This is a genomic window from Achromobacter sp., assembly GCF_049647645.1.
Taxonomy (GTDB): Bacteria; Pseudomonadota; Gammaproteobacteria; order Burkholderiales; family Burkholderiaceae_B; genus Achromobacter.
The window spans coordinates 1-24429 of record NZ_JBARYB010000261.1; the positions used below are offsets into that span (position 1 = coordinate 1).

General features: G+C 66.3%; 26 protein-coding genes. 12 read left to right on the forward strand and 14 right to left on the reverse strand.

Annotated elements, in window-relative coordinates:
• From WBB14_RS29385 to WBB14_RS29395, 3 genes are all read right to left on the reverse strand, one after another.
• The coding region (locus WBB14_RS29385; RefSeq protein WP_424242876.1) for a cytochrome c biogenesis protein CcdA at positions 1-565 on the reverse strand (565 nt) is incomplete at its 3' end.
• 54 nt (positions 566-619) lie between these two features.
• Positions 620-751 (reverse strand): hypothetical protein, encoded by a 132-nt coding sequence (locus tag WBB14_RS29390; RefSeq protein WP_424242877.1) that lies wholly within the window; start codon positions 749-751, stop codon positions 620-622.
• Between the two features lie 12 nt (positions 752-763).
• A complete protein-coding gene (locus tag WBB14_RS29395; RefSeq protein WP_424242878.1) occupies positions 764-1216 on the reverse strand; it encodes an Ohr family peroxiredoxin in 453 nt (150 codons plus the stop codon).
• Positions 1217-1404: 188 nt separating this feature from the next.
• Between WBB14_RS29395 and WBB14_RS29400 the strand changes: the two genes are divergently transcribed.
• The gene (locus WBB14_RS29400; protein WP_424242879.1) at positions 1405-1872 is read left to right on the forward strand and encodes a MarR family winged helix-turn-helix transcriptional regulator; all 468 of its coding nucleotides are present in this window, start codon (positions 1405-1407) and stop codon (positions 1870-1872) included.
• Between the two features lie 12 nt (positions 1873-1884).
• Here the strand turns inward: WBB14_RS29400 and WBB14_RS29405 are convergent, their stop codons facing one another.
• The gene (locus WBB14_RS29405) at positions 1885-3216 is read right to left on the reverse strand and encodes a PLP-dependent aminotransferase family protein (protein ID WP_424242880.1); all 1332 of its coding nucleotides are present in this window, start codon (positions 3214-3216) and stop codon (positions 1885-1887) included.
• Between the two features lie 81 nt (positions 3217-3297).
• Here WBB14_RS29405 and WBB14_RS29410 point away from each other — a divergent pair, with 81 nt between their 5' ends.
• The gene (locus tag WBB14_RS29410; RefSeq protein WP_424242881.1) at positions 3298-4059 is read left to right on the forward strand and encodes a sulfite exporter TauE/SafE family protein; all 762 of its coding nucleotides are present in this window, start codon (positions 3298-3300) and stop codon (positions 4057-4059) included.
• A 76-nt stretch (positions 4060-4135) separates the two neighbouring features.
• On the opposite strand, the gene WBB14_RS29415 is transcribed toward WBB14_RS29410, so the two are convergent.
• Complete coding sequence (locus WBB14_RS29415) at positions 4136-4978, reverse strand: oxidoreductase (protein WP_424242882.1); 843 nt, start codon at positions 4976-4978, stop codon at positions 4136-4138.
• A 164-nt stretch (positions 4979-5142) separates the two neighbouring features.
• On the opposite strand from WBB14_RS29415, the gene WBB14_RS29420 reads away from it, so the two are divergent.
• From WBB14_RS29420 to WBB14_RS29435, 4 genes are all read left to right on the forward strand, one after another.
• Complete coding sequence (locus WBB14_RS29420) at positions 5143-6111, forward strand: LysR family transcriptional regulator (RefSeq protein ID WP_424242883.1); 969 nt, start codon at positions 5143-5145, stop codon at positions 6109-6111.
• A 9-nt stretch (positions 6112-6120) separates the two neighbouring features.
• Positions 6121-7029 (forward strand): LysR family transcriptional regulator, encoded by a 909-nt coding sequence (locus WBB14_RS29425; protein WP_424242884.1) that lies wholly within the window; start codon positions 6121-6123, stop codon positions 7027-7029.
• Between the two features lie 80 nt (positions 7030-7109).
• Entirely contained in the window at positions 7110-7790 is a 681-nt protein-coding gene (locus WBB14_RS29430; protein WP_424242885.1) for a DsbA family oxidoreductase, read from the forward strand.
• A gap of 86 nt (positions 7791-7876) precedes the next feature.
• Complete coding sequence (locus WBB14_RS29435; protein WP_424242886.1) at positions 7877-8890, forward strand: cyclase family protein; 1014 nt, start codon at positions 7877-7879, stop codon at positions 8888-8890.
• A 10-nt stretch (positions 8891-8900) separates the two neighbouring features.
• On the opposite strand, the gene WBB14_RS29440 is transcribed toward WBB14_RS29435, so the two are convergent.
• The 3 genes from WBB14_RS29440 to WBB14_RS29450 form a co-directional block, all read right to left on the reverse strand.
• Positions 8901-9512 carry a TetR/AcrR family transcriptional regulator gene (locus WBB14_RS29440; protein WP_424242887.1) on the reverse strand — a complete coding sequence of 204 codons (612 nt, stop codon included), beginning with the start codon at positions 9510-9512 and terminating at the stop codon, positions 8901-8903.
• On the reverse strand, positions 9509-10129 hold the full coding sequence (locus WBB14_RS29445) for an NAD(P)H-dependent oxidoreductase (protein WP_424242888.1): 621 nt from the start codon (positions 10127-10129) through the stop codon (positions 9509-9511). The genes WBB14_RS29440 and WBB14_RS29445 overlap by 4 nt, the downstream gene beginning before the upstream one ends.
• A 134-nt stretch (positions 10130-10263) precedes the next feature.
• A complete protein-coding gene (locus WBB14_RS29450) occupies positions 10264-10971 on the reverse strand; it encodes a GntR family transcriptional regulator (RefSeq protein ID WP_424242889.1) in 708 nt (235 codons plus the stop codon).
• Between the two features lie 109 nt (positions 10972-11080).
• On the opposite strand from WBB14_RS29450, the gene WBB14_RS29455 reads away from it, so the two are divergent.
• Positions 11081-11287 carry a hypothetical protein gene (locus WBB14_RS29455; protein WP_424242890.1) on the forward strand — a complete coding sequence of 69 codons (207 nt, stop codon included), beginning with the start codon at positions 11081-11083 and terminating at the stop codon, positions 11285-11287.
• Positions 11284-12270 carry a Bug family tripartite tricarboxylate transporter substrate binding protein gene (locus tag WBB14_RS29460; protein ID WP_424242891.1) on the forward strand — a complete coding sequence of 329 codons (987 nt, stop codon included), beginning with the start codon at positions 11284-11286 and terminating at the stop codon, positions 12268-12270. The genes WBB14_RS29455 and WBB14_RS29460 overlap by 4 nt, the downstream gene beginning before the upstream one ends.
• 10 nt (positions 12271-12280) lie before the next feature.
• Here WBB14_RS29460 and WBB14_RS29465 read toward each other — a convergent pair whose 3' ends face one another.
• The gene (locus tag WBB14_RS29465; protein WP_424242892.1) at positions 12281-14689 is read right to left on the reverse strand and encodes a TonB-dependent siderophore receptor; all 2409 of its coding nucleotides are present in this window, start codon (positions 14687-14689) and stop codon (positions 12281-12283) included.
• A 126-nt stretch (positions 14690-14815) separates the two neighbouring features.
• Positions 14816-15802 carry a FecR family protein gene (locus WBB14_RS29470; RefSeq protein WP_424242893.1) on the reverse strand — a complete coding sequence of 329 codons (987 nt, stop codon included), beginning with the start codon at positions 15800-15802 and terminating at the stop codon, positions 14816-14818.
• Positions 15803-15939: 137 nt separating this feature from the next.
• On the opposite strand from WBB14_RS29470, the gene WBB14_RS29475 reads away from it, so the two are divergent.
• Positions 15940-16428: a sigma-70 family RNA polymerase sigma factor gene (locus WBB14_RS29475; protein ID WP_424242894.1), complete on the forward strand. Its 489-nt coding sequence runs from the start codon at positions 15940-15942 to the stop codon at positions 16426-16428.
• Between the two features lie 13 nt (positions 16429-16441).
• On the opposite strand, the gene WBB14_RS29480 is transcribed toward WBB14_RS29475, so the two are convergent.
• From WBB14_RS29480 to WBB14_RS29495, 4 genes are all read right to left on the reverse strand, one after another.
• Positions 16442-17593, reverse strand: coding sequence for an acyl-CoA dehydrogenase family protein (locus tag WBB14_RS29480; RefSeq protein WP_424242895.1), 1152 nt, complete (start codon positions 17591-17593; stop codon positions 16442-16444).
• 4 nt (positions 17594-17597) lie between these two features.
• Positions 17598-18569: a Bug family tripartite tricarboxylate transporter substrate binding protein gene (locus tag WBB14_RS29485; protein ID WP_013396081.1), complete on the reverse strand. Its 972-nt coding sequence runs from the start codon at positions 18567-18569 to the stop codon at positions 17598-17600.
• A 257-nt stretch (positions 18570-18826) separates the two neighbouring features.
• Positions 18827-19858, reverse strand: a complete 1032-nt coding sequence (locus tag WBB14_RS29490) for an NAD(P)H-dependent flavin oxidoreductase (RefSeq protein WP_424242896.1) — start codon at positions 19856-19858, stop codon at positions 18827-18829.
• Positions 19855-20676 carry an IclR family transcriptional regulator gene (locus tag WBB14_RS29495; protein WP_424242897.1) on the reverse strand — a complete coding sequence of 274 codons (822 nt, stop codon included), beginning with the start codon at positions 20674-20676 and terminating at the stop codon, positions 19855-19857. The genes WBB14_RS29490 and WBB14_RS29495 overlap by 4 nt, the downstream gene beginning before the upstream one ends.
• An 81-nt stretch (positions 20677-20757) precedes the next feature.
• On the opposite strand from WBB14_RS29495, the gene WBB14_RS29500 reads away from it, so the two are divergent.
• From WBB14_RS29500 to WBB14_RS29510, 3 genes are read left to right on the forward strand one after another with little or no spacing between them, the layout of a single operon-like run.
• Positions 20758-21951: an iron-containing alcohol dehydrogenase family protein gene (locus tag WBB14_RS29500; RefSeq protein ID WP_424242898.1), complete on the forward strand. Its 1194-nt coding sequence runs from the start codon at positions 20758-20760 to the stop codon at positions 21949-21951.
• Positions 21952-21962: 11 nt separating this feature from the next.
• A complete protein-coding gene (locus WBB14_RS29505) occupies positions 21963-23426 on the forward strand; it encodes an aldehyde dehydrogenase family protein (RefSeq protein WP_424242899.1) in 1464 nt (487 codons plus the stop codon).
• Between the two features lie 22 nt (positions 23427-23448).
• Complete coding sequence (locus tag WBB14_RS29510) at positions 23449-24414, forward strand: Bug family tripartite tricarboxylate transporter substrate binding protein (RefSeq protein ID WP_424242900.1); 966 nt, start codon at positions 23449-23451, stop codon at positions 24412-24414.
• The last annotated feature ends 15 nt before the right edge of the window (positions 24415-24429 follow it).

Sequence of the window (24429 nt, forward strand, 5' to 3'; positions counted from 1 at the left end):
GCATGCGGCGCAGGGCGGTCGCCATGCCGCGCCCCAGCCAGAGCGCCGCGGCCAGCGCCACCGCCGCGCCGCAAGCGAATGACAGCAACAGCAAGGAGGTCTGGACGTTCGCCCCGTTGAGCGCCGCGCTGGTGAGCAGCAGCCCCAGGATGGGTCCGGCGCACGGCGCCCACAGCAGGCCGGTGCCCACGCCCAGTCCTAGGGACAGCAACGGCGCCGCGCGCGGCGAGCCGGACGCCGCGCCGGTCAAGCGGTTGCCCAGCGCAACCAGGGGCCTGCTCATCCAGTCGCCCACGGCGGGCAGCAGCAGCGCCAGCCCGAAAAGCGCCAGCAATCCCATCGCGGCGTAGCGCGCGCCCTCGTTGAGCGTCACGACCCAGGCTCCGCCGACAGCCGCGAGGCTCGCGACCGCCGCAAAGGCCACCGCCATGCCGGCGAGGAGCGGCAAGGCATGAGTCCGGAATGAACCCGAGCCGCGCGCGAACACGAAGGGCAGGATGGGCAGGATGCACGGGCTCGCTATGGTGAGGACGCCGCCGAGAAAGGCCACAAGAATGATCAGCATGGGATGCACCGCTATGTGCAGAGTGGGGAAGGGGCGCGAGACCCTGGCTCTGGTTCAGGACTCTCGCTTTTGGCGGCGCGTGCCTACGTCTTTGCGCGCCGTGATGGTCTGGCAGCTCAGCGGGTTGCGCAGCTCGTGCGCCAGCCCGCCGGCGAACAGGATGAGGACGAGCAAGAGCTTGCGCACGTCGATTCCCGTTCAGGACACATGAACGCTCAAGCTCACGTCGATGTTGCCGCGCGTGGCCTTCGAATACGGGCAAATTTCGTCGGCCGCGTGGGCAATCTGTTCGGCGAGGGCCGGATCCAGTCCGGGCAGGAACACGTTGAAGCGGGCCTGCAGCAAGTAGGCGCTGCCCGACATGCCCAGGTCCACTTCCACCTCCACCGCGCGATCGGCCGGCAATTGCACCTTCATCTGCTTGGCGATGACTTCCAGCGCGCTGGTGTAGCAGGCGGACCAGGCGCCGGCGAAAAGCTGTTCCGCCGTCGGATGCGGCTGGATATCTTCGAACGCGTGGACCAGATCCGGGTTGTTGGGGGTCGAAAGACGGATGTCGAGCCGTTCCTCGCCGCCTTGGGAGGCGTAGCTGCGGGCGAGGGTCGTATGGGTCTTGCCGGTCAAGAGGACTTTCTGGATTCGGGTGGGCATGGTGAGCTCCTGGGATTGAGTTTTTGATCGAATTCGATTAAATCGTATGCGATTTAGGCGCATGGTAAAGATCGAGAATGTCCAGGTCAAGAGTGTTCGAAGGGAAATTGGTATCAAATCGTTTGCGACAGCATCGTATGCGATGTAAAGTGGCGCCATTGACCAGACCAGATCTCCACGAGGTGCAGATGAAGAAGCCCAAGACCGCCACCGATCCGTCGCAGAGAAAGCTCGCGGAATTCCTCTGTTTCGCCGTTTATTCGACCAACCTGGCGTTCGGCCGGGTATACCGTCCCATCCTCGACGCGCTCGGGCTGACCTACACGCAATATGTGACGATGATTGCCCTCTTCGAGGAAGACGCGCAGACCGTCAGCGGCCTGGGCGAAAAGCTCTTCCTGGAATCCAATACCCTCACGCCGATACTCAAGAAGCTCGAAGGCATGGGCTATCTGGAGCGGGTGCGCGACTCGGCGGACGAACGGCAGGTGCGGATCTGCCTGACCGACGAAGGCAGACTGTTGCGCGAGAAGACCGCGGGCATCAACCTGAGCGATGCATGCGGGCTCACGAGCGATCAGTTCGCATCCCTGAGGGCGCAGGTCGTCGCGTTGCGCAACAACCTGGTTGAGGCGGCTCGCTCGAACGGGGGCTAGGCGGGGCAGCCGTCAGTAGTCAAGGCTGAACACGGTGGTAGCCACGGTCTCCAGGGACTGTCGTAGTTTGGCGTGGGTGACCGAGCCCAGTGCCAGCCGGATGGCATGCGGGGGGTGTCCGCCCATGGCGTAGGGTTCCGCGGTGGATACCAGGACGCCTTCCTCCCTGAGCCGCTTGGCGACCGCGTCCGAGCGCACCTCGCCCGGCATGGGCAGCCAGACGAAGTAGGACGCCGGATGACGCACGGTCTGCAAGCCGGCCAGCGCCTTGGCGGCGATGGCCTGGCGCGCGCCGGCATCGCGGCGCTTTTCCCGTTCCAGCCGCGCCACCGTGCCGTCCTGCAGCCAGCCGCAGCAGAGCGACGTCACCAGGCTGGGCGTGTTCCAGGCGGTGGCGCGTATGGCGCGGTTGATCTTTGGGACGAAGGCCGCCGGCGCGCTCACGAAGCCGAAGCGCAGGCCCGCGGCGACGCTCTTGGAAAGGCTGGATACGTAGACGGTGATGTCGGGCGCCAGCGCAGCCAGGGGAGGGGGGGCCTTGGCTTCCAGAAAGGCGTAGACGCCATCCTCCAGCAGCAGCAATCCATGGCGCCGCGCCACGGCAATGAGGGCGTCGCGCTCGGCCTGGGACATGACCCAACCCAGCGGGTTGTGCAGCGTAGGCATGCAGTACAAGGCCCGGACCTTGCGGTTGCGGCATAGCGCCTGCAGCGCTTCCAGGTCGGGGCCGCCCCTGCCTGCGGGGATCGCGACCAGCTCCAGCCTGCACTGCTCCGCCACCACCTTGATGCCGGGATAGCTCAGGGCGTCCACCGCCACCACGTCGCCGGGCTGCAGCAAGGACATGGCGACGGTGGCGAGCCCATGGATGGCGCCATTGACGATGAGCACGGAATCCGCGGCGACCGACAGGCCCCGGCTCCGCAAATGTTCCGCGACGATGGCCCGTTCGTGCGACCGGCCGCCATGTGGCTGGTAACGCAGGACGGATTCCAGTTCGCCCGTTGAGGCCAGTTGTCGCAGCGCCGTGCGCAGCAGCTCGGTCTGCGTGGGCAAGGCCGGGTAGTTGAAGGTGAGGTCCGCCAGATCGCCGCTGGCGATATGCATCCCGACTTCTTCGCTGGAGGGCAGCGGTTCCCGCACATAGGTGCCGCGGCCCACCTCGCCGGCGACCAGGCCCATGTTCCGCAGTTCGGCATAGGTGCGCGTGGCGGTGGCCAGCGAAATGCGTTCGCGCGCCGCCAACTGGCGGTGGGTCGGCAGCGCCGTTCCGGGCTTCAGCCGACCCTGGCGGATGTCATCGGCCAGGCGGTCCACCAACTGCTTGTAGCGCGCTTGCGGCATGATGAAATGTATCCATGACAATAATTTGATTGTACTGATATGCGCGCATACGATGCCTCTTTTCCTTGATTGACGGACGACATGGAACTGACCGTCGGCACCATCCTGGTCACCTTCGCGGGCGTCTTCCTGATCTGCTTCATGAAGGGCGCGTTTGGAGGCGGCTTCGCCATCATCGGCATTCCGCTGCTCTCGCTCGTCATGGATCCCGTGACGGCCGGCGGCCTGCTCGCGCCCCTGTTCGTCGCGATGGATCTTTATGGTCTGCGCTACTGGCGGCCATCCACATGGTCCAGGCCCGATCTCGCCTTGCTGCTGCCCGGCCTGGTCCTCGGTATCGGGGCTGGCTACCTCGTGTTCCGCGGGCTGGACCACCGCGCAATCGCCATTGTGATGGCAGCTATCACATTGGCATTCGTGGGCTTGTGGTTCATGCGCGGCGGTCAGGTCGCAATCCGGCCGCGCTCGCGTCCCAAGGCCGTGGCCGCCGGCGTGGCGTCCGGCATCACCACCATGGTCGCGCATTCGGGCGGACCGCCGCTGGCGATGTATCTGTTGCCGCTGGGCCTGAGCAAACAGGTCTATGCCGGCACCACCAGCATGTTCTTCACGGTGGGAAATCTCATCAAGGCCGTACCCTGGCTGGCGCTGGCGCAGCCGGCGGGGAACGTCTGGATCTTGATGGCGATCTGCCTTCCGGCGATACCCGCAGGCGTGTGGCTGGGCTGGCGCCTGCACGCGAAGCTGGATCAGCGGCAGATGTACAAGGCCTGCTATTGCTTGTTGATCGTCACGGCCTTGAAACTGCTGTGGGATGGGCTGTCGGGGTATATGCCCGGCTGAGAGGCCATGGGCGCCGCCGCCCTTGCCAGCGGCGCAGAAGGACCGCGGGCCCGAGGGGCGACGGGTGAAACCGGGCCTAGAAATCCGTGGACACAGCAACCGCGCGCCACTGTTCCGTCTCACGCTCGACCTCGGCCAATCGCTGCCCGATGGCGTCCAGCGTGTCCGTGCCCAAGGGCAGGCGCGCGGGCGGATTCGGCGCATCGACCAGGGCGAGGATGGCGTCGGCCAGGCGCTCGGGGTTGCCGGGCTGCTTGTGGCTGAGGTCCCGCGCGGCGTCGCGCACCCGGCCGGCGGTGGCGGCGTAATCGCCGATCGTCGCTGGCGATACGGCCAATGAGCTCGAATCCAGGAAATCCGTGCGGAAGTAGCCGGGCTGCACCGAGCTCACGTGAATGCCCAGCGGGGCCAGTTCCGCGCGCAGCGCCTCCGACAGGCCTTCCACGGCGAACTTCGTCGAGCTGTACACGCCGAAGCCTGCAGCCGCACGCACGGCGCCGATGGACGAGAAGTTGACGATGCGGCCGATGCGCTGCCGGCGCATGGCGGGCAGCACGGCGCGGGTGATGTTGAGCAGGCCGAAGACGTTGGTTTCGTACAGGCGGCGGACTTCATCCGCGCTGGCCTCTTCCACGGCGCCCAGCAGGCCGTAACCGGCATTGTTCACCAGGATATCGATGCGGCCGAAGCGCTCCAGGGCAGCGGCGGCGGCGCGTTGCGCCTGCGCTTCGTCGGTCACGTCCAGCGCCACCGGCAGCAGGGCGGGATGCGCGCCCAGCGCCCGGGTCACGGCTTCGGGCTTGCGGGCGGTGGCGACCACGGCATCGCCGCGGTCGAGGGCGGCGCGGGCGATGCGGGCGCCGAAGCCGCGCGATGCGCCGGTAATGAGCCAGACGCGTTGGGAGGAAGAGGTAGTCATGGGTCAGTCCTTTCGAGGGTGGGGTGCTTCGTTTCAGCCGCTTCCGGGTAGAAGCGATGAGATGGACTGTACCGACGAGACCGACAATCAACTACTGCCTATTCCCTTGTTAAATAGACAAGGTTTACTTGATAATCGCGTGACATCCTGCCGACTTCCACTCCATGCCCATCAACGAATTGCGCGCCATCACGATCTTTGCCAAGGCGGCGGAGCTGGGCAGCTTGCGCCAGGCCGCGATCGCGCAGGGCATCTCGCCGCAGGCCGCCAGCCAGGCGCTCGCCCAGCTTGAACAATTCCTGGGCGCCCGGCTGTTTCATCGCACCACGCGCAATATGGCGCTTACCGATGCCGGGCAGCAGTTTCTGGAGGCGGCGCAACCCGGCCTGATTGCGCTGCAGAAGGCCGTGCAAGGCGTGCGCGGCGCGCGCGAGGAAATCGCCGGTCCGCTGCGCATCGCCGGCCCGCGATCTACCTTTCTATCGGTATTGCAGCCGGTGCTGGACGAGTTCTGCACCCTGTATCCCGCAGTGCAAGCCGACGTGCAGCTGGACGATCACATCGGCAATTGGGTGATGGATCGCGTGGACGTGGGTTTCCGCACCGGCACCGCGCCCGCGGATGGCGTGATTGCGCGCCGGCTGTTTCCGCTGCAGCTCGTCATCTGCGCGGCGCCGCAGTACCTGGCGCGGCATGGCATGCCGGCCAGCCTTGCCGAGCTGGTAGCGCACCGTTGCAGCGTCTACCGCCATCCGAACACAGGCAAGCCCATGCCATGGACCGTGCGTGCCGGCGGCAATTGGGCGGAATACGATCTCGCGCCGGCGCTATGCACCAATGACATGGACCTGGAGCTTCAGGCCACCCTGGCCGGCCAGGTCATGGCGCAACTGACCGGCGTCATGGCGGCTCCGCATATCCGCGCGGGCCGCCTGGTGCCGGTGCTGTGCGAGCATGTCAGCGACCATCTGGGCGTGTACGTCTACTATGGCAGCCGCTCGGCGCCGCGGCGCGCGCGGGCCTTCGTGGAGCTGGCCGTCGAACGGCTGATGGATTCGTCCCAGCACACCCTGTCGGACGAGGAATTGAAAGCGGCGCAAGGCAGACGCAAAGCCCGCGCACGCAAACACTGAACCGCAAGCATGGACACCTTCAACTACATGCGCGCCTTCCGGCGCATCGTGGAACTGGGCAGCCTCGCCAAGGCCGCCGAGGATCTGGACATGTCGTCCGCCGGCCTCAGCAAGCAGCTGCGGGCGCTGGAAGCCCACCTGGGCGCCGTGCTGATCCAGCGCACCACCCGCAAGATGAGCCTGACCGACACTGGCGCGGCGTATTACGCCGAATGCTGCCGGCTGCTGGACGAGCTGGACGCCCTGGAAAAATCCGTCAAGCGGGAATCCCGGCTGGTTTCGGGGCGGCTGCGCGTGAACGCGCCGGTCTCGTTCGCCCTGAGCGTGCTGTCGCCGCTGCTGGCGCGTTTTCTGCGCCAGTATCCCGAACTGCGGCTGGACCTGGCCATGGAAGACCGATTGGTCGACGCGGTGGGGCAGGGCTTCGACGTATCGATCCGGCTGCGCGCCCAGCTGGATGATTCGTCGCTGATCGCGCGCCGGCTGGCGTCGCTGACGCAGGTGCTGTGCGCGGCGCCGTCCTACCTGGACAGCCGCGGCCGTCCGGACAGCGTGGAGGCGCTGCGGGGGCATGACATCCTCAGCTATAGCCTGGCCGAAAGCCCCGGCGCCGTTGCGGACGAGCAAGCCGGCCAGCAGGCGGATCCGCTCGCCGGACCCGCGCAGGTGCAGGTCAACAACAGCCTGATGCTGCGGGACCTGCTGGAAGCGGGGTTGGGCATAGGCGCGCTGCCGTCGTTTCTGGCCGCGCCGGCCATCGCCAGCGGCCGGCTCGCGCGCGTGTTGCCGCAACTGCCGGCCGCGCCGCGCCACGTATACGCGGTCTATCCGACCAGCCGCCACCTGCAGCCCAAGGTCAAGGCCTTCGTGGATTTCCTGGTGGCGCACCTGCCGGCGGCGATGCAAGGCGATTGTTGACGGCCAGTTAATAAAGTCCTGCCGGCGGACACCTTACTCCCGCGCCGGCCCGTCCTTAAGCTGGCGTCCATTGAAACGAGATGGACGCCATCATGACTTCGACCCCCGATTACGCACCCGCCGCGCCGCTGACCGTGGACTTCTTCCATGACGTGGTCTGCGGCTGGTGCTATGTAATGTCCCCGCGCCTGCGCCAGGTAGCAGCCGAACTGGGCATTGCCGTGCGCCAGCGCAGCTTCGTGCTGCAGGACTCGCCCGAACAGATGTGCCAGGTGTTTGGCTCGATGGAGCGCGCCAAGCAGGTGATCCTGGGCCACTGGGAAGCCTGCGCCCGCCATGACGACCAGCCCCGCATCGATGTCGAGGGCATGCGCGCCGAACCATTCGATTATCCCAGCGGCATGGCGGGCGCGCTGGCCTGCCAGGCTGCCCACCTGCTGGCCGGCGATGGGGGCCACTGGGACATGTTCGACGCGATCCAGTACGCCCACCTGAGCGAGCACCGCAACATCGGCGATAGCGCCGTGCTGCTGGATATCGCCGCCGCGCTGGGCCACGAGCGCGGCGAATTCGCCGCGTTGATGCAGGGCGAGGAGGCGCTGCGGCGCGTGCAGGCCGACCGCGCGGCCGCCGCGCGGATGGCCATCGATTCCATTCCTACGCTGATCGCCGGGCCGCACCGTGCCCGCCTGCGGACCATGTCGACGGCTGATCTGCGGGACCGGTTGCGAGCGCTGATGCCGGCTGCCGCCGGGGCCTGATCGCCGCGTACCGCGACGTCGCCCACGTTTTCTTTCTTTCCATTCTTGCCGTCCGCAGGACGGCAGCTACACGCACAAGGTGCATCATGACTATCCGCTACACCCGCAAGCTGCTCGGCCTGGCGCTGGGCGCCGCCCTCAGCCTCAACGTCCTCGCGCATGGCGCGCCGGCCCGGGCGCCCGCGTCCGGCCAGGAGGTGGGCATCAGCCCCTGGGGCCCGGACGACGAAATCGGCCGCCTCAATCTGATCACGCCCGAGTCGCGCGCCGCGGTCATGTCGCGCGTGGCCGGCGGCAAGGTCTACGATCTGGCCACGGAATACTACGTGGGCATGCCCAGCTGGCAGGACGCGGGCGATCCCCACTACCAGTTCTGGATGACGCACACGCCGCGCGGCACCGAGGTCGACGACCCCATGGGCGTGGGACAGGACATGAACGCCATGCGCAGCTACACCGGCACGGCGTTCTCGATGTACAGCCACACCGGCACGCACATCGACGCGCTCAACCATTTCGGCATCCACGGCAAGATCTGGAACGGCTTCCGTGCCGATGAGCATCTGGGCGACCGCGGCTGGAAGCGCACCGGCATCGAGAAATTCCCGCCCCTGGTGGCGCGCGGCGTCCTGATCGACGTGGCCGCGCTCAAGGGCGTGGACATGTTGCCTGACCAGTACCGCATCACCCGGCAGGACCTGAAGGCCGCGCTGGCGCGCCAGAAGACCGAGCTGCGCGAAGGCGACATCGTGCTGATCCGCACCGGCCGCATGAAGCTGTACAACGATCCGGCGGCCTACATGGCCAAGCCGCCGGGCATGGGCCTGGATGCGGCGCGCTACCTGGTCGAGGAAGGCGGCGCCATGATCCTGGGCGCCGACAACCTCAGCTTCGAGACCTTCCCCTCTGAAGTGTCCGACGACTATGTGCCGCTGCATACCTATCTGCTGGCGCAGAAGGGCGTGCCCATCATCGAACTCGCTGCGCTGGACGAGCTGTCGCGCGACCAGGTCTATGAATTCGCCTTCATCGGCGGGCCGCTCAAGATCCGCGGCGGCGATGCGGCGCCGCTGCGCCCGGTGGCGATGCCGTTGCGCTGAGGAATCTGGATTACTTGCTGCGCTTGACCATCGCCACGATGGTTTCCATCAACTCGTCGCGCGCCTGCTCCACGCTGATGTCCTGGGCCACGGCCGCGTGCGCCAGGCCATCGGCCGCGCCAAGCATCGCCCACATGCCGGCGGCCGGAATTCCCGCGGGTCCGGCGTAAGGCGCAAGTATGGCCTGGCATTTCTCGATGAAGGCCTGCTGGTACTGATGCTTGACCGCGGCCAGTTCGGGCGAGCCGCCCAGAGCGGCCAGCACGCCGGGAATCTCGCGCCCCTGGGTCATGACGCATTCGATGTAGCCCGATGCAATGACTCGGGCTTTTTCCTTCAGGGCCGGTTTGCTGGCGGCGATCGCGGCGTCGATGAGCGCGGTCTGGCGCACATCGAAGTCCTGGTACAGCGCCACCAGCAAGCCATTGCGCGTGCCGAAGTGGTCATAGGCCACGGGCTTGGTGATGCCTGCTTCCGCCGCCAGCCGTCCCAGGGTCAGCGCGTCCGTGCCTTCGTCGCTGATCAGTTTCCAGGCGACATCCAGCAACTGGCGCTGGCGCTCGTCGCGGGACAGGCGGCGCTGCGTGGCGGCCTTGGCGGTGCTTGGTGCTTTTGCTGTCATGGTTCGACTTCCTCCTCGCGGATTACAGCACGCGAGGAGAAAATCTTCCCGCCGATCGCCTGGGCGGTCGCGAGATGCGCGGCGGGAAAACCGGCGTCCGAGGGCAGCAGCAAGTCCGAGCTGAGCACTTGGGCGCCGCAGTAGCCGAAGATGCCGTGGTCGATCTGCGTCTTCATGGCGCCGAAGTAGCCGTGCCGCGCATAGGTGCGCTGGTTGGCTCCGCCCAGCGCCACCAGATGCACCTTGAGGCGCTGCAGCTTCTTGACCAGCTTGCCATCCGCGTCTTCATAGGCCCAGCCCTGCGTGAACACGCGATCGATCCAACCCTTGAGCAAGCCCGGGAAGGACCACCAGTACACGGGGTAGACCAGCACCAGCGCGTCGGCGCGTTCGAGTCGCGCATGTTCCGCGGCGACTTCCGCGAGCGGCTCGCCCCGGCCCATGGCCAGCGCCGTGTCTGGCTGGGTGAATCTAGGATCGAAACCTTCCGCGGCCAAGTCGGCGACTTCGAAGGAATGCTCGGAATTGGACGCGGAAATTCCTTCCGCGATCTGTTCTGCCACCGCGTGGGTAAGCGATGCAGGGTCGGGATGTGCGACAACAATGAGCGCGTGCATGGCGTATCGACTCCATCAAAATAGTTAACCTACCAATAGTAACTTACTTTTGGTAGGTTGTGGTTTTGATGTGGAGCGCCGGGTTGTTCCCCGGGGGCGCGACGCCGGCGTTCGGTCGAAGACCAGGTCTGCTTCTAGTGGCTTGGAATCTGCGCCAGCACCAGTTGGGTGGTCTGGCGCAGGTGCTGGGCCAGCAGTTCGGCGGCCGCGCCGGCGTCGCGGGCAAGCGCGGCTTCCAGTAGGCCGCGGTGTTCGCCGGCGATGTCGCGTTCCTTGCTCTTCTTTGGGGCCCTGGCGTTCTTGGCGCCGGAATTCCGTTGCACCGACAGGTACCGGTAACGCGCCGTCTGGTCGCGCAGCAACTCGGCGATGGCGATGAGCGACTTGGAGTCGCTGCCGTTGATCAGCGCGGAATGGAAGGCGGAATGCGCTTGTTCCCATTCGGCGGACAGCCCCGATCCGTCCGGCGCATGCAGGGGCAGGCGGCTGAGGCGGTGGTGCGCGCCGGCCAGCCGCTCTTCCCAGTCCAGGCTGCCGCGCGCAATGGCGCGGCGCAGCGCTTCGCATTCGATATGGATGCGGGTTTCGGTGATGTCGAGCAGTTCTTCCGCCGACACGTCCGCCACGCGGAAACCGCGCTGGTCTTCCGCCACCACGAATCCGCTGGTGGCCAGGCGCGAGAGCGCCTCCCGCAGCGGAATGGCGCCGCTGTCGTAGCGGTCGCAGAGATCCTTGATCCGCAGGCGCGCCCCAGGGGGCAGGCTGCCCGTGATGATGTCTGCGCGGATGTCATTGGCCAGGGCCGATGCCGCGGTCCGGAAAGGGGGGGAGGCGGAAGTCATGAGGAACGATAGGGTTTTTGTCTATGAAAATCATAGAGGGAAAACCAGAATATATATATTTAATGTGACTACATATTCTCCGGACAGCCGCCATCATCCCAAGCGCTACATGAAGGACGGCGATACGGTCGAGGTCGATATCGAACACAACGGCATGTTGCGCAAGCGCATCCGCGACGAGACGCCCTCAGCCCAGGTTTTTCATCAGGTATCCAGAAACTCCGGCGCCATGCATGGCGTCGGGGCGCGCGGCCACGATCCCCTCTTGGAGCTCCAGAAATGCGAATCGCAAGTTGCTTGGTGTACCGATCCGTGACGAACCCCGCCCGGCGCCGTTGGGCCAGACTGCTGTTGGCCATGGGCCTGGCGTCCAGCCTGGGCGTGGCGAGCGCCGCGGATTGGCCGGCGAGGCCCGTGAAGATCGTCGTGCCCTTTGCCGCCGGCGGAACCACCGACCTGATCGCGCGGCTGATCGCGACGCCCATGTCGCAGGAGCTGGGACAGCCAGTGGTGGTCGAGAACCGTCCGGGCGTGGGCGGCCTGCTGGGCGCCGATGCCGTGGCCAAGGCCGCGCCCGACGGCTATACGGTGCTGATGGCCAATATTTCCTACCCCTTGGCCGCGCTGGTGGCGCAGGGCGCGAAGCGGCTGAACTTCGATCCCCTGGCCGATCTGCGCAGCGTCAGCGTGGTGGCCAACGTGCCGCTGGTGATCACGTCCACGCCTTCGGTGCCGGCCCGCAACCTGCGCGAGTTCGCCGAGCTGCTCAAGCAGAACCCTTCCACGCATTACGCTTACGGCTCCACGGGTCCCGGCTCCTATATCCACGTGTTCGGCATATGGTTCCAGGAGCAGACTGGCGCCGCCATGACCCACGTGCCTTTCAAGGGCGCCGCGCCGTTGAAGAGCGAAATGCTGGCGGGCCGCATCCAGATGGGCGGTGACCAGCTGTCTTCCTCGCTGAGCGATATCCGGGCGGGCTCCCTGACCGCGCTGGCCGTCACCTCACCCCAGCGTTCGCCGTCCTTGCCGGATACGCCCACCGCCAGCGAGCTGGGCTTTACCGGCATCGACACCGAGGGATGGAACGGCTTGCTTGCACCGGCGCAGACGCCCGACGCCGTCGTGGCGCGCATCGGCGAGGCGGTGGCCAAGGCCGTCCAGCAGCCCGCCATCCGTCAGCGTCTTGCCGAACTGGGCGCCGAACCGCGCGGATCCAGCCCCGCCGACATGAATACCTTGCTGAAGGGGCAGTTCGCGCAGTTCGGCCCGATGGTGTCGCGGCTGAAATTGGAGTGACGCGGGGGCGCTACCACTTGTACGTCACCCGGCCCAGCACCGTCCGGCTTTCTCCGAAGAAGCAGGCGTACGTGCACGAAGCCACGTAGTCCTTGTTGAACAGGTTGCGCACGGTCACATCGGCCATCCAGCCCTTCAGCGCAGGGCTGTGCGTGCCGAAGTCATAACGCAGCGCGGCGTCAAACAACGTGTAGTCGCCGACCTTGGCGCTATTGGCGCCGTTGAAGGAAGAACCGATGTAGCGCACGCCGGCGCCGACATTCAACCCCGCCAGCGCACCGGATTGCACTGTGTAGTCGGACCAAAGCGAGGCCATGTTGCGCGGCACGGCCTCGGGCGTGCGGCCCAGCGTGTTGGAATTGCTCTTGGTGATTTCGGCATCCGTGTAGGTGTACGCCGCGATCAGGTTCCATCCCGCGGCCAGATTGGCGGTAGCGGACAGTTCCAGGCCGCGCGACCGGACCTCGCCTTCCTGCACGTTGTAGATGGAGTTGTCGGGATCGGTCGTGGGCACGTTGGTACGCGTGAGTTCGAACACGGACGCGGTGACGAAGGAGTTCGAGCCACTGGGCTGGTACTTCACGCCAGCTTCCCATTGCTTTCCCTTGGTGGGGTCGAAAGGGGCGGTGCCGCGCGCGGGCGAGGTGGTGCCAGTCTGGGGCTGGAATGAGGTGGAGTAGCTGACGTATGGAGCCACGCCGTTTTCCGCCAGGTAGAGCAAGCCGACGCGGTACGTAAACGCATTGTCGTCAGTGCGCGTATTGCTGTCATTGAGCTTGTTGAGCGTCCTGCTGTCGGCGCTGTCGTAGCGGCCGCCGAGGACCAGCACCAGTTTGTCGTCGAACTTGATCTGGTCCTGCAAGTACAGGCCGACCTGGCTGCGCTTCTCGTTCGTGTAGGTGTTGGGCTCGGCCGGCAGTGCCACGGATGACCCATACACGGGATCAAAGAAGTTGATCGGCGTCAGGTTGTTGTAGCCGGCATACTGCTTGCGTGTGAAAGAGGTCTCGGTGTAATCGAGGCCGAACAGCACGTTCTGTTTGAAGCGGCCGGTCTCCCACTTTGCTTCGAACTGGTTGTCGACGCTGACGCCATGCGCGTCGTCGTCGCGCCGGTAGGCGCCGCGTTCGGCTGTCGAGAAATTGCTGCCAGGCACCCAGGTGTTCCAGTACACATGGTTCACTCGGTTGCGGGATTGGGCGTAGTTCAGGTTCTGCCTGAACTGCCATGTTTCGTTGAAGCGGTGCGCGAATTGGTATCCCACGTTGCCCACTTCCTGGTTCCACTTGCTCCAGTCGGGTTCGCCGGTAAAACGGTCGCGCGAGATGCGGCCGTTGGGATTGGGCAGCACCGACCCTTCCAGCGGATAACCCGCGTTGTTGATGGTCTTGTTCTTCAAGTAGCTCGCAAGCAAGGTCAGAGAGGTGTCGGGCGCAATGCGCCAGGTGAGCGCGGGCGCCAGGTAGAGACGGTCGTCCGGAATATGGTCGATCATGGTGTCGGCGTCGCGCACCAGGCCGGTCAATCGGTAAGTGAGCCGCCCTGCGTCATCGAGAGGACCGCCGAAGTCGCCCGCCAGTTGCTTGTTGTTGTGCGAGCCGCCGCTGAGTTGCAGTTCGTGCAAGGGCGTATCGGTCGGCCGCTTCGACACCACGTTGACAATCCCGCCAGGCGAGGCTTGGCCATACAGGACCGACGCGGGGCCTTTCACGACTTCAATGCGATCGAGCGCATAGGGCTCGGACATTGCGCTGTAGTGTGGCAGCGGCACTTTCAGGCTGTCGCGGAACATTACGCCTGGGTTGGTGCGGACATCGAAGCCGCGAATGATGAACGGATCATCGGTGCGGTTGAAGCCTTCCTGCACCACGATGCCGGGGATGTAGCGCACTGCATCGCCCAGTGTCTGCGGGTTCTGTTCCCGGATCTGCGCGGCCGTGACCACCGAGATCGATTGCGGCACCTCGATCAGCGGGGTATCCGTCTTGGTGCCGGCCAGCGTGGCGGTGGCCACATAGGTTTCAGAGTCGGGCAATGTCCCCACGACATTCACCGCCGGCAGCGTGGCCGTGTGGGGCTGCGGGGTCAGGGTAACCGTGTTGTTCTGGATCGAATAGCGAATGCCGCGGCCGTTTATCAGGCGTTCCAAGGCCTCTGCCGGCTCCATGCGGCCGCGTACGTTCGGACTGCGCAGGCCTTCGACCAGGTCCTGGCTATACAGGACCTGCAGCCGGGCCTGATTGCCAAGCTCGTGCAAGGCACGCGACAGGCTCTGGGATGGAATGTCGATATCGACCGGTGCCGCCTGCGCGCAAGCGGCGCCTAGCCACGCGCATGCCCCCAGCAGCGGCAGGAGGGAACGGCGGGGGATGAAGGGAACAAGCGGTGCGCGGAGGGACGCGGTCGATCTGGCTCGCATGGGCTGTCCAAAAGAGATTGAAAATAATTACCGTTATCAATCTCTGAGACGAAATTCGCGGTCGCGCTAGGAATGGGAAATTGAAACCAAATGAAACTTCAACGCCGAGTAGGCGTTGGCCGGGCGCTATGGAGCCGGACCAGCCACCAGGGCCAGGCTGCCGTCCGGACGCCGCAAGGAGCGGACGGGAAGAATGTTGGGCAGGGCCTGGGCCAGCTCGGCAACATTGCGTACCTCGTAGGTGCCGCCAAGGCGCAGGCCGGCGATCGCGGGGTCGATCGACGTGTAGCGCGCCTCGACGGGCAGGTAGCGATTGATCTGCATGATGGCGTCCCGCAGCGTGGTGTTGTCGAGCACCAGCTTGCCGTTGCGCCAGGCGGTCGACGCTGTGCCGTTGACGCTGCGGGTCTGGGGCTCGTTGCGTTCGGTGTAGCGCGCCTGCGTCAGCGCTTGCATGCTGACCTTCCTGCCGCCTGTGTCGGTGCGCAAGTCGACGCTGCCTTCGAGCAGGGTGACGACGACGGTGTCGCCGGATTTCCAGACATTGAATGCGGTGCCTGTCACGGTGATGGTGCCCCGGCCCGCCTCCACGACGAAAGGGTGGTCGGCGTCGTGCGACACGCGGAAATAGGCCTCGCCGTCGCTCAGGCGCACACGCCGGGTGTCGCGGTAGTTGCGATACACCATGGAGGTGTCGATGTTCATGTCGACTTCGGTGCCGTCGCCCAGTGTGACGGTGGTCATCTGTGTGCCGCTGGCATACCGATGGTAGGCACTGGGGAGCAGGGCGAACCACCAGCCCGCGGCCCAACAACCCAGAGCCAGCGCGCAGGCGCCGAGCGCCCAGCGGGTGTAGGGACGCGGCGTGCGCGATGCCCGGGCGGGAGCCGCTCCGGTCGCCGGAGCAGCCGGCAGTTCCCGGGACAGCGACCACAGATCACGCACCGCTTCGTATTCGCGGGCATGGCGCGGATCCGCCTCGAGCCAGGCCTGCAGGGCAGCGCGGTCCTGTTCGGAACAGGATTCGTCGTGTATGCGCACGCACCATTCGACGGCCTGCTCGGTCAGGAGATCATCCTGCTTGCCGGAGAAAGTCGTGGGAGGGACGGCCATGGCAGTTAATATGAATGAGATTTGTTACACTTCGGTCGCGCTGCGGCGCCGAGGGGTGGAACGCATGGAATCAGGTGGGATTATCCAGGATTTCACCAGTCGCGCCTTATTCGGAATCATCGCGGGGGAATGTCCGAATGGAGCAGTACTACAAAGAGTTGCTGCGGTTTTTGGGGCGCAAGCTCGGCGACGCGAACGACGCTGCCGACGTGGCCCAGGAGGCTTATGCGCGCGTGCTGGACCGCAACGCTGATTGCGTCATCGTCCAGCCGCGGGCCTTCCTGTTTCGCGCTGCACTCAATCTTTGCTCTGATCTGTACCGCAGCCGGCGCGGCATCCAGGCGCTGCCGCTCGATGCCGAAGCGGAAGCCGTGCGATGCGAGGCGCCGCTGCAGGAAGAACAGCTGTACCGCCGTCAGCAATTGACGCGTCTGGAGCGGGCCTTGGACGAATTGCCGTCCGCTTGCCGCCGAGCATTCCTGATGCGGCAGGTCGAAGGCATGTCTCACGGCGAGATCGCCCGCAAGCTCGACATATCCACCGACATGGTGAACAAGCATCTCACGCGTGCGCTGCGGCATTGCCGCACCCGGATGCGTGCCTGGGAGCACGACGCCGGGGTGTAGGCTTTTCCGCTGCCTAGCTGATCGCGTTCATCCCCAGGATCTCCCGCCCCGCGATCAGCGTCTGGATCTCCGTCGTGCCTTCGGGAATCATGCCGCCGCGCGTATCCCGGAAGATGCGCTCTATCGGGTACTCCTCCGAATAGCCCAGCCCGCCGTGCACCTGCAGCGCCATGTTGGCCACTTCATGGGCGGCCTCGGTGGCGTAGAGCTTGGCGATGGAGCAGGCCTGGCGCACGTCCTTGCCGGCTTCCAGCGCGTGGGCGGCGCGCATGCCCAGGGCGCGCGCCGCTTCGACGCGCACCGTCATGTCGACGATGTGCTTCTGCACCAGCTGGAAGCTGCCGATGGGGCGGCCGAACTGCTCGCGTTGCTTGGCATAGTCGATGGACATGTCCAAGGCCGCCTGCGCGGCGCCGACGGCGCCCATGGCGATGTTCAGGCGCGCGGCGTCCAGGCCCTTGAGGGTGCCGGCGAGCGCCGCGCCTTCGACGCCGACCAGGTTTTCCTTCGGGATGCGCACGTCGGTGAAACCCAGTTCGGCCGTGCCGGTGCAGCGCAGCACCATGGTGTCGAGCTTGCGCACGTCATAGCTGGCAAGCGCCCGTTCGACGATGAAGGTCGACAGCTTGCCGTCGCAGGTGGGGCTGAATGTGCGCGCGACCACCATGGCGAAGTCCGCGTCGCAGCCGTTGGTGATCCACAGCTTGCGGCCGTTGAGGACCCATTCGTCGCCCACCAGCTCGGCCCGCGTCTGGATGCCGGCGATGTTGGAGCCGGTGTTCGGTTCCGTCAGGCCGGTGCAGGCCTTGAGGCGGCCGGACATGAGCGGTCCGAGGTACTTCTTCTTCTGCGCCGGCGAGCCATGGGCGGCCAGGCGCTTGATGGAGCCGTTGGTGATGTTGACGATGGTGCGCAACGACAGCCAGTGGTAGCCCAGCTCTTCCATCATCATGGCCCAGGTGGGCATGTCGATGCCGTGCCCGCCCTGGTCTTCCGGCAGGTTGCCGCCCAGGTAGCCGAGTTCCGCCAGCTTGGGCATGAGCTCGAACGGAAAGGTCCGCGCCTTTTCGTGCTGCGCGACGATGGGCGCCACTTCCGCCAGCATGAAGCGGCGGATGCTGTGCTGGAGTTCCTGTTGTTCGGGCGTCAGGTCGATGTTGCTCATGCGTTTACTCCAGCTTCAGGTTGGCGCGTTCCACGAGGTCGCGGGTGACCTCGCGGTGCTCCGCCCAGAACTTGGCGAACGCCTCGGGCGAACTGCTGACCAGCGGCGTGGCGATGCGCTCGAACCGTTCCTGCACGATGGGCATGGCGGCGGTTTCTTCCAGGGCCTGGGCCAGCTTGTCGATGATGGGCTTGGGCGTGCCGGCGGGGACGACCACCGCCTGCCAGGTGGTGACCTTGAAGCCGGGAACGCCGGACTCGGCGATGGTGGGCAGGTCCGGCAGATCCTTGACGCGGGCGGCGCCGCTGACCGCCAGGGGGCGCAGCATGCCGTCCTTGATGTAGGGCAGGGAACTGGAGCGGCTGTCGATCATGAAGGTCAGCCGTCCGGCGATCAGGTCTTGCAGCGCGGGCGCGCTGCCCTTGTACGGCACGTGCGTGAGCTTGGTGTTCAGCGCCAGCGCCAGCGAGGAGGCCGCGGTGTGCGCCGAACTGCCGTAGCCCGGCGATCCGTAGGTCAGCGTGGCCTGCTTGTCCGCCTTGATGGCGGCGATCAGGTCCGCCATGGTCTGGTACGGCGAATCCTTGGGCACCACCACCACCAGCGGCGAATCCGTCAGTTGCGCCACGGGCGCGAAGGCCTTGGCCGGATCGACCTTCAGGTCCTTGTACAGGTACTGGTTGACGGCGATGGTGGCGGCGTTGGTCCACAGGATGGTGTAGCCGTCGGCGGGGGCGCTGGCCGCGGCCAGCAGCGAGAGGTTGCCGTTGGCGCCCGGCTTGTATTCCGGGATGACGGGCTGGCCGAGCTTCTTGCTCAACTCGTCCTGCATCATCTTGAACGCGATGTCGGAAGGCCCTCCCGGCGCAAAGCCGATTACCGCCCGTATCGGCCTGTCCGGCCATTCCCCGGCCGTGGCCGCCGTCGCGAAGCCGGCGGCCAGCAGGGCTGCCGCGACCAACTTGCTGAACTTCATTCCTGTCTCCTGTTTTTCTGGGTTGAGCGCGCTTGCGATGCGCGGGGCAGACTCTTGGGTGGTCTGCTTAATAATTCATTGTGCGAATTATTAATTCGTTTAATGAATTGATGATACTGCGGCCGCCAGGACGCCGCAATAACGGGCTTCCTGTCGGCGGCCAAATCGGCCGTGCATGCGCATGAAAAATCCCTGCCGCGCGCAAGGGCGGGGCAGGGATCCAGGGTGCGGAATATCCCGCTGGCGCGGGGCGGACCTCAGGCGGAATCGACCATCCGCCGGAAGCGCGCGCTGGCCTGCACGCATTCCTGCTGCAGCCGCCGGACGATGCTTGCCACGGGCTCGATGCCGCGGGCAAAACCCACCGCCGGTCCCATGGACAGCATGCCTTCTTCGTGTTGGCCCGCCTGATAGGCGAGGGCCTGGGTGCGCTCGCCGCTGATCAGTTCGCCGAAGTCCGCGTAGCTGTTTGCGCCGGCCTGCTCCAGGGCGGCGACCTTGCGCGCATTTTCGTTGTCGAGGATGCGCCAGGTGTCGCCCAGGCTGCCGAGCACGGCGCGGGTGCCGTGCTCGCTGGTGTCGACCACCCGTTGCTTGTACGCGGTGTGCGCCGGGGTTTCCAGCGCCGGGGTGAAGACGCTGCCCATCACCACCGCGTCGGCGCCCAGCGCCAGCGCCGCAGCGATCTGCCGGCCGTGGCCGATGCCGCCGCCCAGCGCCAGCGGAATGCGCAGCTGTTCCAGGGCGTAAGCGCCGTTGAGGAACGTGGGCAGCTGATTGCTGCCCGGGTGGCCGCCTTCTTCCATGCCGACCAGGGTGATGGCGTCCACGCCCATTTTTTGCGCCGCGACGGCGTGGCGCACGTGCGCGCACTTGTGGATGACGATGGCGCCGGCCTCGCGCAGGGCGGGCAGTAGCGGCGTGGGCGGCAGCCCCGCCGTTTCGAAGAGACGCACGCCTGCTTCAAGGGCGATGCGCAGCCGCGTCAGCATGGCGTCGTTGTGGGCCGCGCGACGCGATAGCGTGAGGTTGACGCCGAAGGGCAGGCCGCCCGTCAGCTCGCCGCAGTCGCGCAGCGTCTGCTTGAAGTCCTCGTCGGTGCGCGAGCTGCGCGCGGTGATGAAGCCCATGCCACCGGCGCGCACCATGGCCGCCACCAGACGCGCATCGGACAACCACATCATGCCGCCCAACAGCAGCGGCCAGCGTATGCCCATCAGTTCGGTGATGCGGGTGGGCCAGCGTTGCGGAACGACGGGGGCGCTGGTCGGCGAGAAAGCCTGGTTCACACGTGCCTCCCCATCAGCAGAATGGGTTGCAGCTCGCCTGCCAGCCGCTGCAGCGTGGGGCCGGCTTCGTCGAGCATCAGCGATCGGGGCAGCAGCGCTGCAGGGCCGCCGCAGCTGACCACGTAGCGTTCGCCGGCGGGCAATTCGATGGCGGCGGCCACCGTATTGATCTGGTAGGCGGGGCGCTCGTGATAGACGAAGCCGCGCTCCGCATACAGGGCGATGGCCTCGGCGATGGCCTGTTGTTCCGCAGTATCGCCGGCCTTGCCGGATGCGCGGGCTTCCTGGAGCAGGGTCTCGCGTTCTTCGGGCGAGCAGCAGGCCAGGTAGGCCCAGCCGATCGCGCTGTGGAACAGCGGAATGCGCGAACCCACGCGCAGGTTCATCAGCAGCGGCGAGTTCCCTTGGCAGCGCAGCAGGTAGACGATGCTGTCGCCGTCGCGCCGGCCCAGGGCCACCGCGACCTGGTAGCGGTCGGCCAGGGATTGCAGCAGCGGCCGGATGACGTCCAGCGCTTCCTGTCCCGCCAGCGCGGCGCCGCCCAGCGCGATGGCGGCGATGCCCAGCTGCAGCTTGTCCTTGCCCGGCACGGCGGTCAGGAATCCCGTCTTTTGCAGGGTATGGCACAGCCGCCAGACCGTGGGTTGGGCCAGGCCGGTCAGATGAGCCAGTTCCGTCGTGCCCAGCATGCGCCGTTCGGCGCTGAAGCAGCGCAGGATTTCCAGTCCGCGGGCAAGCGCGGTGACGAACTGGCGGTCGGGTTCGGCGGCGTCTTCGGCTGCGTTGGGGGCGGGCGTGCGGGATGAGGCTCTTGACATGGACAAGCTCCTTTTCTATTATCAATTCACTAAATGAATTATAAATTCGCATAGCAAATTATGCAAGATCAGGAGGACGATGTGAGCGGTCAGCAAGATTGTGCGCTTCAGGCCCAGGGCGTGATGGCCTGGCCGGGCGTTTGCCACTGGGGCGCGGACGCCCTGGCCAGAACCCTCGCCGCTGCCGGTCCGCGCCTGCGCCTGCCGCTGGTGGTGACTGACGCCGGCACCTGGGGCGCGGTGGGCGCTTCCGTCGCGGTGGCGCTTGCGGCCGTGCCGGGACTGCAATGGCATGTATATGACGGCGTGGTGCCCAATCCTGCCTTGGATCAGGTGCGGGCCGCGCTGCGCGTGGCGCGCGAGCAAGGCTGCGCCAGCGTGCTGGCGGTGGGCGGGGGCAGCGCCATCGACGTGGCCAAAGCGGTCTACGCCTGCCTGGCGGGCGGCTTCGATGCCGACGAATTGCAGGCGCCGCGCGGACAGGCCTGGCTGAACTCCACCGCCGACGGCGCCGATCCGCTCTTCATCGCCGTGCCCACGACCTCGGGCACCGGCAGCGAAAGCAGTTCGGCCGCGTTGATCCAGGGCGACGACGGCCGCAAGCGCCTGTACCGCTCGAACCGCGCCCGTCCGTCGCTGGTGACGTTGCAGCCCGATCTGACGCTCAGCCTGCCGCCGCGCCCTACCGCACAGGGCGGCTTCGACGCCGTGCTGCATGCCTTGGGCGCGTGGATCAACACCGATCCTTCTCCCGTCGGCAAGGCCATGGCCTTGCAGGCCTTGCGCCTGTGCATGCGCGCACTGCCCGAAGTGTTGCGCGCGCCGGACAGCCTGCGCGCGCGCGCCGACATGCAGATGGGCGCCTACATGGCGGGACTTGCCATCGGCATGAGCAAGGTGGACGCGGTGCACGCCATGTGCACGCCGCTGGAATCGCGCGTCCACATGGCGCACGCGGAAGTGCTGGGTCCGATCTTCAGCGTGGTGGCGCGCCACACGGCGCAGACCGCCGCCGCTCCCTACGCCGAGGCCGCGCGCGCCCTGGGCATTGCCGCCAGCGCAGACGAACAACAGGACGCCCTGGCCCTGATCGAGGCGGTCGAGTCGCTGGCGCGGCTGGCGGGCATTCCCCTGCGCTTCGCTGGATTGGCGCTGTCGGCGCAGGACGCCGCGCAGCTTGCCAGCCAGGCCATGCTGAGCGCCTCCATGCCCATCAATCCGCGCGTCCTGGCACCCGAAGAAATCCAATCCCTATACCTGCAAATGGCCGCGTAAGGAGCGCCCGCATGGATGTCATAGATTCCCACCCCTACGAACTGCTGATCGGGGAAAACTGGCGCGCAGGCGCCGAAGGCCGCACGTTCGAGACCTTCAATCCGGCCACGGCGCAGGTGCTCGCCCATGTGCATGAGGCATCGGCCGCCGACGTCGACGCCGCCGTGCAGGCCGCGCACACTGCCTTCGAGACGCATTGGCGCAAAACCACGCCGGCCCAGCGCGGCAAGCTGCTGCGGCGCCTGGCCGAGCTGTTCGAGCGCGACCGCGAGAAACTCGCCTGGATCGAAACGCTGAATGTGGGCAAGCCCATCACGCATTCGCTGGATTCGCTCAAGGGCATGCCGGCATCGCTGGAGTACTTCGCCGGCATCATTCCTGCCCTGCGCGGCGAGACCATTCCCGTGGGCAACATCGACGTGCTCAATTTCACGATACGCGAGCCGCTGGGCGTGTGCGCGCTCATCATGCCGTGGAATTACCCGATGACGCTCACCGTCAACAAGCTTGGCCCGGCGCTGGCCGCGGGCAATACGGTGATCCTCAAACCCTCGGAGGTGACGCCGCTGTCCACCATGGCGCTGGCGCGGCTGTTCGAGGAAGCCGGCTTTCCGCCCGGCGTGGTCAACGTGGTCAACGGCCCGGGCGCCACGGTGGGCGAACGGCTGGTCACCCATCCGCTGGTGTCGCGGGTGTCGTTCACCGGCGGCACCGTAACGGGCGCGCGCATTCTGGCGGCAGGAGCTGCGGACGTGAAGCGGGTCACGCTGGAACTGGGCGGCAAGTCGCCGCTGATCGTGTTCGAGGACGCGCCGCTGGACAAGGCCGCGGCCGTGGCCGCGGGCGACATCATCAAGAACTCCGGCCAGGTCTGCATCGCCTGCACCCGTCTGCTGGTGCAGGAATCGGTGCGCGAGGAATTCCTGGGCCTGCTGACGCAACGCCTGGACGCCGTGCGCATCGGCTCGCCCGCCGACCCGGCCACCGAGATGGGGCCGCTGGTCAGCGCGGCCCAGAAGCAACGCGTCGAGCAGTACGTGGCGCTGGCGCAAGAAGAGGGCGCGCTGCCGGCGCACTACGGGAACGCGAAGCTGGAAGGCGACACGGCCAAGGGCTACTTCGTGTCGCCCACGCTGCTGCTGAACTCCCATGTGCGCATGCAGAGCGCGCAGGACGAAATCTTCGGCCCGGTGCAATCCGTCATCGGCTTCAGCGACGAGGCCGACGCCTTGCGCATCGCCAACGACACGCGCTACGGCCTGGCCGCGGTGCTGTACACGCGCGACGGCGGCCGCGCCCTGCGCATGGCGCGCGGCCTGCAATCGGGCAGCGTGGCCATCAATACGGGTTTGCGGACGTCGTTCGACGCGCCCTTCGGCGGCTACAAGCAGTCCGGCATCGGCAAGGAGCGCGGGCTGGAAGCCATCTACGAAAACACACAGCTCAAGAACGTCAAGTACGACACCACCATCTAGCGTGGCGTACAGGGGAGACAGCATGAAGTTCATCGTCAAACTGGCCTCGGGCCTGGCCGCCTGCATGCTGGCGGCGGGCGCGCACGCGGAATGGCCTGACCGGCCCATCCGCATGGTCATCGGTTTCGCGCCGGGAGGCGCTTCGGACATTGCTTTCAAGATGGTGCAGGACGAACTGTCGAAAAAGCTGGGGCAGCCCATCGTGCCGATCTACAAGCCGGGCGCCAACGGCAATATCGCCAACCAGGCCGTGGCCACGGCCGACCCCGACGGCTACACGGCGCTGTGGGCCAACGTCGGACCGCTGGCCATCAACACCTATCTCTACAAGGGCGTGCAGGTCGATCCGGGCAAGGCATTCGTGCCGGTCACGCAATTGACCGATTCGCCGCTGGTGGTGGTGGTGCCGAAGTCCTCGCCGTTCCACACCATGCAGGACCTGGTGCAGGCGGTGAGGAAGACCGACGCCGGGCTGTCGTACGGGTCCGCCGGACATGGCAGTTCCATGCACGTCGCTGGCGCCGCGCTGTCGCTGGCTCTGAACGCGCCCATGACGCACGTGCCCTACAAGGGCAGCGCGCCGGCCTTGCAGGACCTGATCGCCGGGCGCTTGTCCTTCATGGTGGACAGCCGCTCCACCACCGCGCCCTTCATCAAGGAAGGCGCGTTGCGTGCGCTGGCGGTCAGCGGCGACCAGCGCGTGTCCGACATGCCCGACGTGCCCACGGTGGCCGAATCCGGGGTGCCCGGCTTCAAGGTGACGACCTGGCAGGCCGTGGTCATGCCGGCCGGCACGCCTCAGCCCATCGTGGACAAGTTCTCGGGGGCACTGCGCGAAACCTTGCAGATGCCTGAGGTGCGGGAGCGCTTTGCGCGCATCTACACGCCGCTGGTGGGCAGCACGCCCGAAGCCTTCGCAGCGTTCTGGGCCAAGGAAAGGGCGGGCGCCAAGGCCTTGGTGGAACAGGCGCGCTTGCAGGTCGATTGAACGCCGGGCCCGGTC

Excerpts from the sequence above, each read along its gene's own strand:
- WBB14_RS29445 (WP_424242888.1), bottom strand. The coding sequence starts at position 10,129 with ATGCACGCGCTCATTGTTGTCGCACATCCCGACCCTGCATCGCTTACC.
- WBB14_RS29475 (WP_424242894.1), top strand. The coding sequence starts at position 15,940 with ATGGAGCAGTACTACAAAGAGTTGCTGCGGTTTTTGGGGCGCAAGCTC.
- WBB14_RS29395 (WP_424242878.1), bottom strand. The coding sequence starts at position 1,216 with ATGCCCACCCGAATCCAGAAAGTCCTCTTGACCGGCAAGACCCATACG.
- WBB14_RS29480 (WP_424242895.1), bottom strand. The coding sequence starts at position 17,593 with ATGAGCAACATCGACCTGACGCCCGAACAACAGGAACTCCAGCACAGC.
- WBB14_RS29430 (WP_424242885.1), top strand. The coding sequence starts at position 7,110 with ATGGACGCCATCATGACTTCGACCCCCGATTACGCACCCGCCGCGCCG.
- WBB14_RS29470 (WP_424242893.1), bottom strand. The coding sequence starts at position 15,802 with ATGGCCGTCCCTCCCACGACTTTCTCCGGCAAGCAGGATGATCTCCTG.
- WBB14_RS29405 (WP_424242880.1), bottom strand. The coding sequence starts at position 3,216 with ATGCCGCAAGCGCGCTACAAGCAGTTGGTGGACCGCCTGGCCGATGAC.
- WBB14_RS29400 (WP_424242879.1), top strand. The coding sequence starts at position 1,405 with ATGAAGAAGCCCAAGACCGCCACCGATCCGTCGCAGAGAAAGCTCGCG.
- WBB14_RS29495 (WP_424242897.1), bottom strand. The coding sequence starts at position 20,676 with ATGTCAAGAGCCTCATCCCGCACGCCCGCCCCCAACGCAGCCGAAGAC.
- WBB14_RS29465 (WP_424242892.1), bottom strand. The coding sequence starts at position 14,689 with ATGCGAGCCAGATCGACCGCGTCCCTCCGCGCACCGCTTGTTCCCTTC.
- WBB14_RS29435 (WP_424242886.1), top strand. The coding sequence starts at position 7,877 with ATGACTATCCGCTACACCCGCAAGCTGCTCGGCCTGGCGCTGGGCGCC.
- WBB14_RS29420 (WP_424242883.1), top strand. The coding sequence starts at position 5,143 with ATGCCCATCAACGAATTGCGCGCCATCACGATCTTTGCCAAGGCGGCG.
- WBB14_RS29455 (WP_424242890.1), top strand. The coding sequence starts at position 11,081 with ATGAAGGACGGCGATACGGTCGAGGTCGATATCGAACACAACGGCATG.
- WBB14_RS29425 (WP_424242884.1), top strand. The coding sequence starts at position 6,121 with ATGGACACCTTCAACTACATGCGCGCCTTCCGGCGCATCGTGGAACTG.
- WBB14_RS29450 (WP_424242889.1), bottom strand. The coding sequence starts at position 10,971 with ATGACTTCCGCCTCCCCCCCTTTCCGGACCGCGGCATCGGCCCTGGCC.
- WBB14_RS29415 (WP_424242882.1), bottom strand. The coding sequence starts at position 4,978 with ATGACTACCTCTTCCTCCCAACGCGTCTGGCTCATTACCGGCGCATCG.
- WBB14_RS29485 (WP_013396081.1), bottom strand. The coding sequence starts at position 18,569 with ATGAAGTTCAGCAAGTTGGTCGCGGCAGCCCTGCTGGCCGCCGGCTTC.
- WBB14_RS29410 (WP_424242881.1), top strand. The coding sequence starts at position 3,298 with ATGGAACTGACCGTCGGCACCATCCTGGTCACCTTCGCGGGCGTCTTC.
- WBB14_RS29440 (WP_424242887.1), bottom strand. The coding sequence starts at position 9,512 with ATGACAGCAAAAGCACCAAGCACCGCCAAGGCCGCCACGCAGCGCCGC.
- WBB14_RS29505 (WP_424242899.1), top strand. The coding sequence starts at position 21,963 with ATGGATGTCATAGATTCCCACCCCTACGAACTGCTGATCGGGGAAAAC.
- WBB14_RS29510 (WP_424242900.1), top strand. The coding sequence starts at position 23,449 with ATGAAGTTCATCGTCAAACTGGCCTCGGGCCTGGCCGCCTGCATGCTG.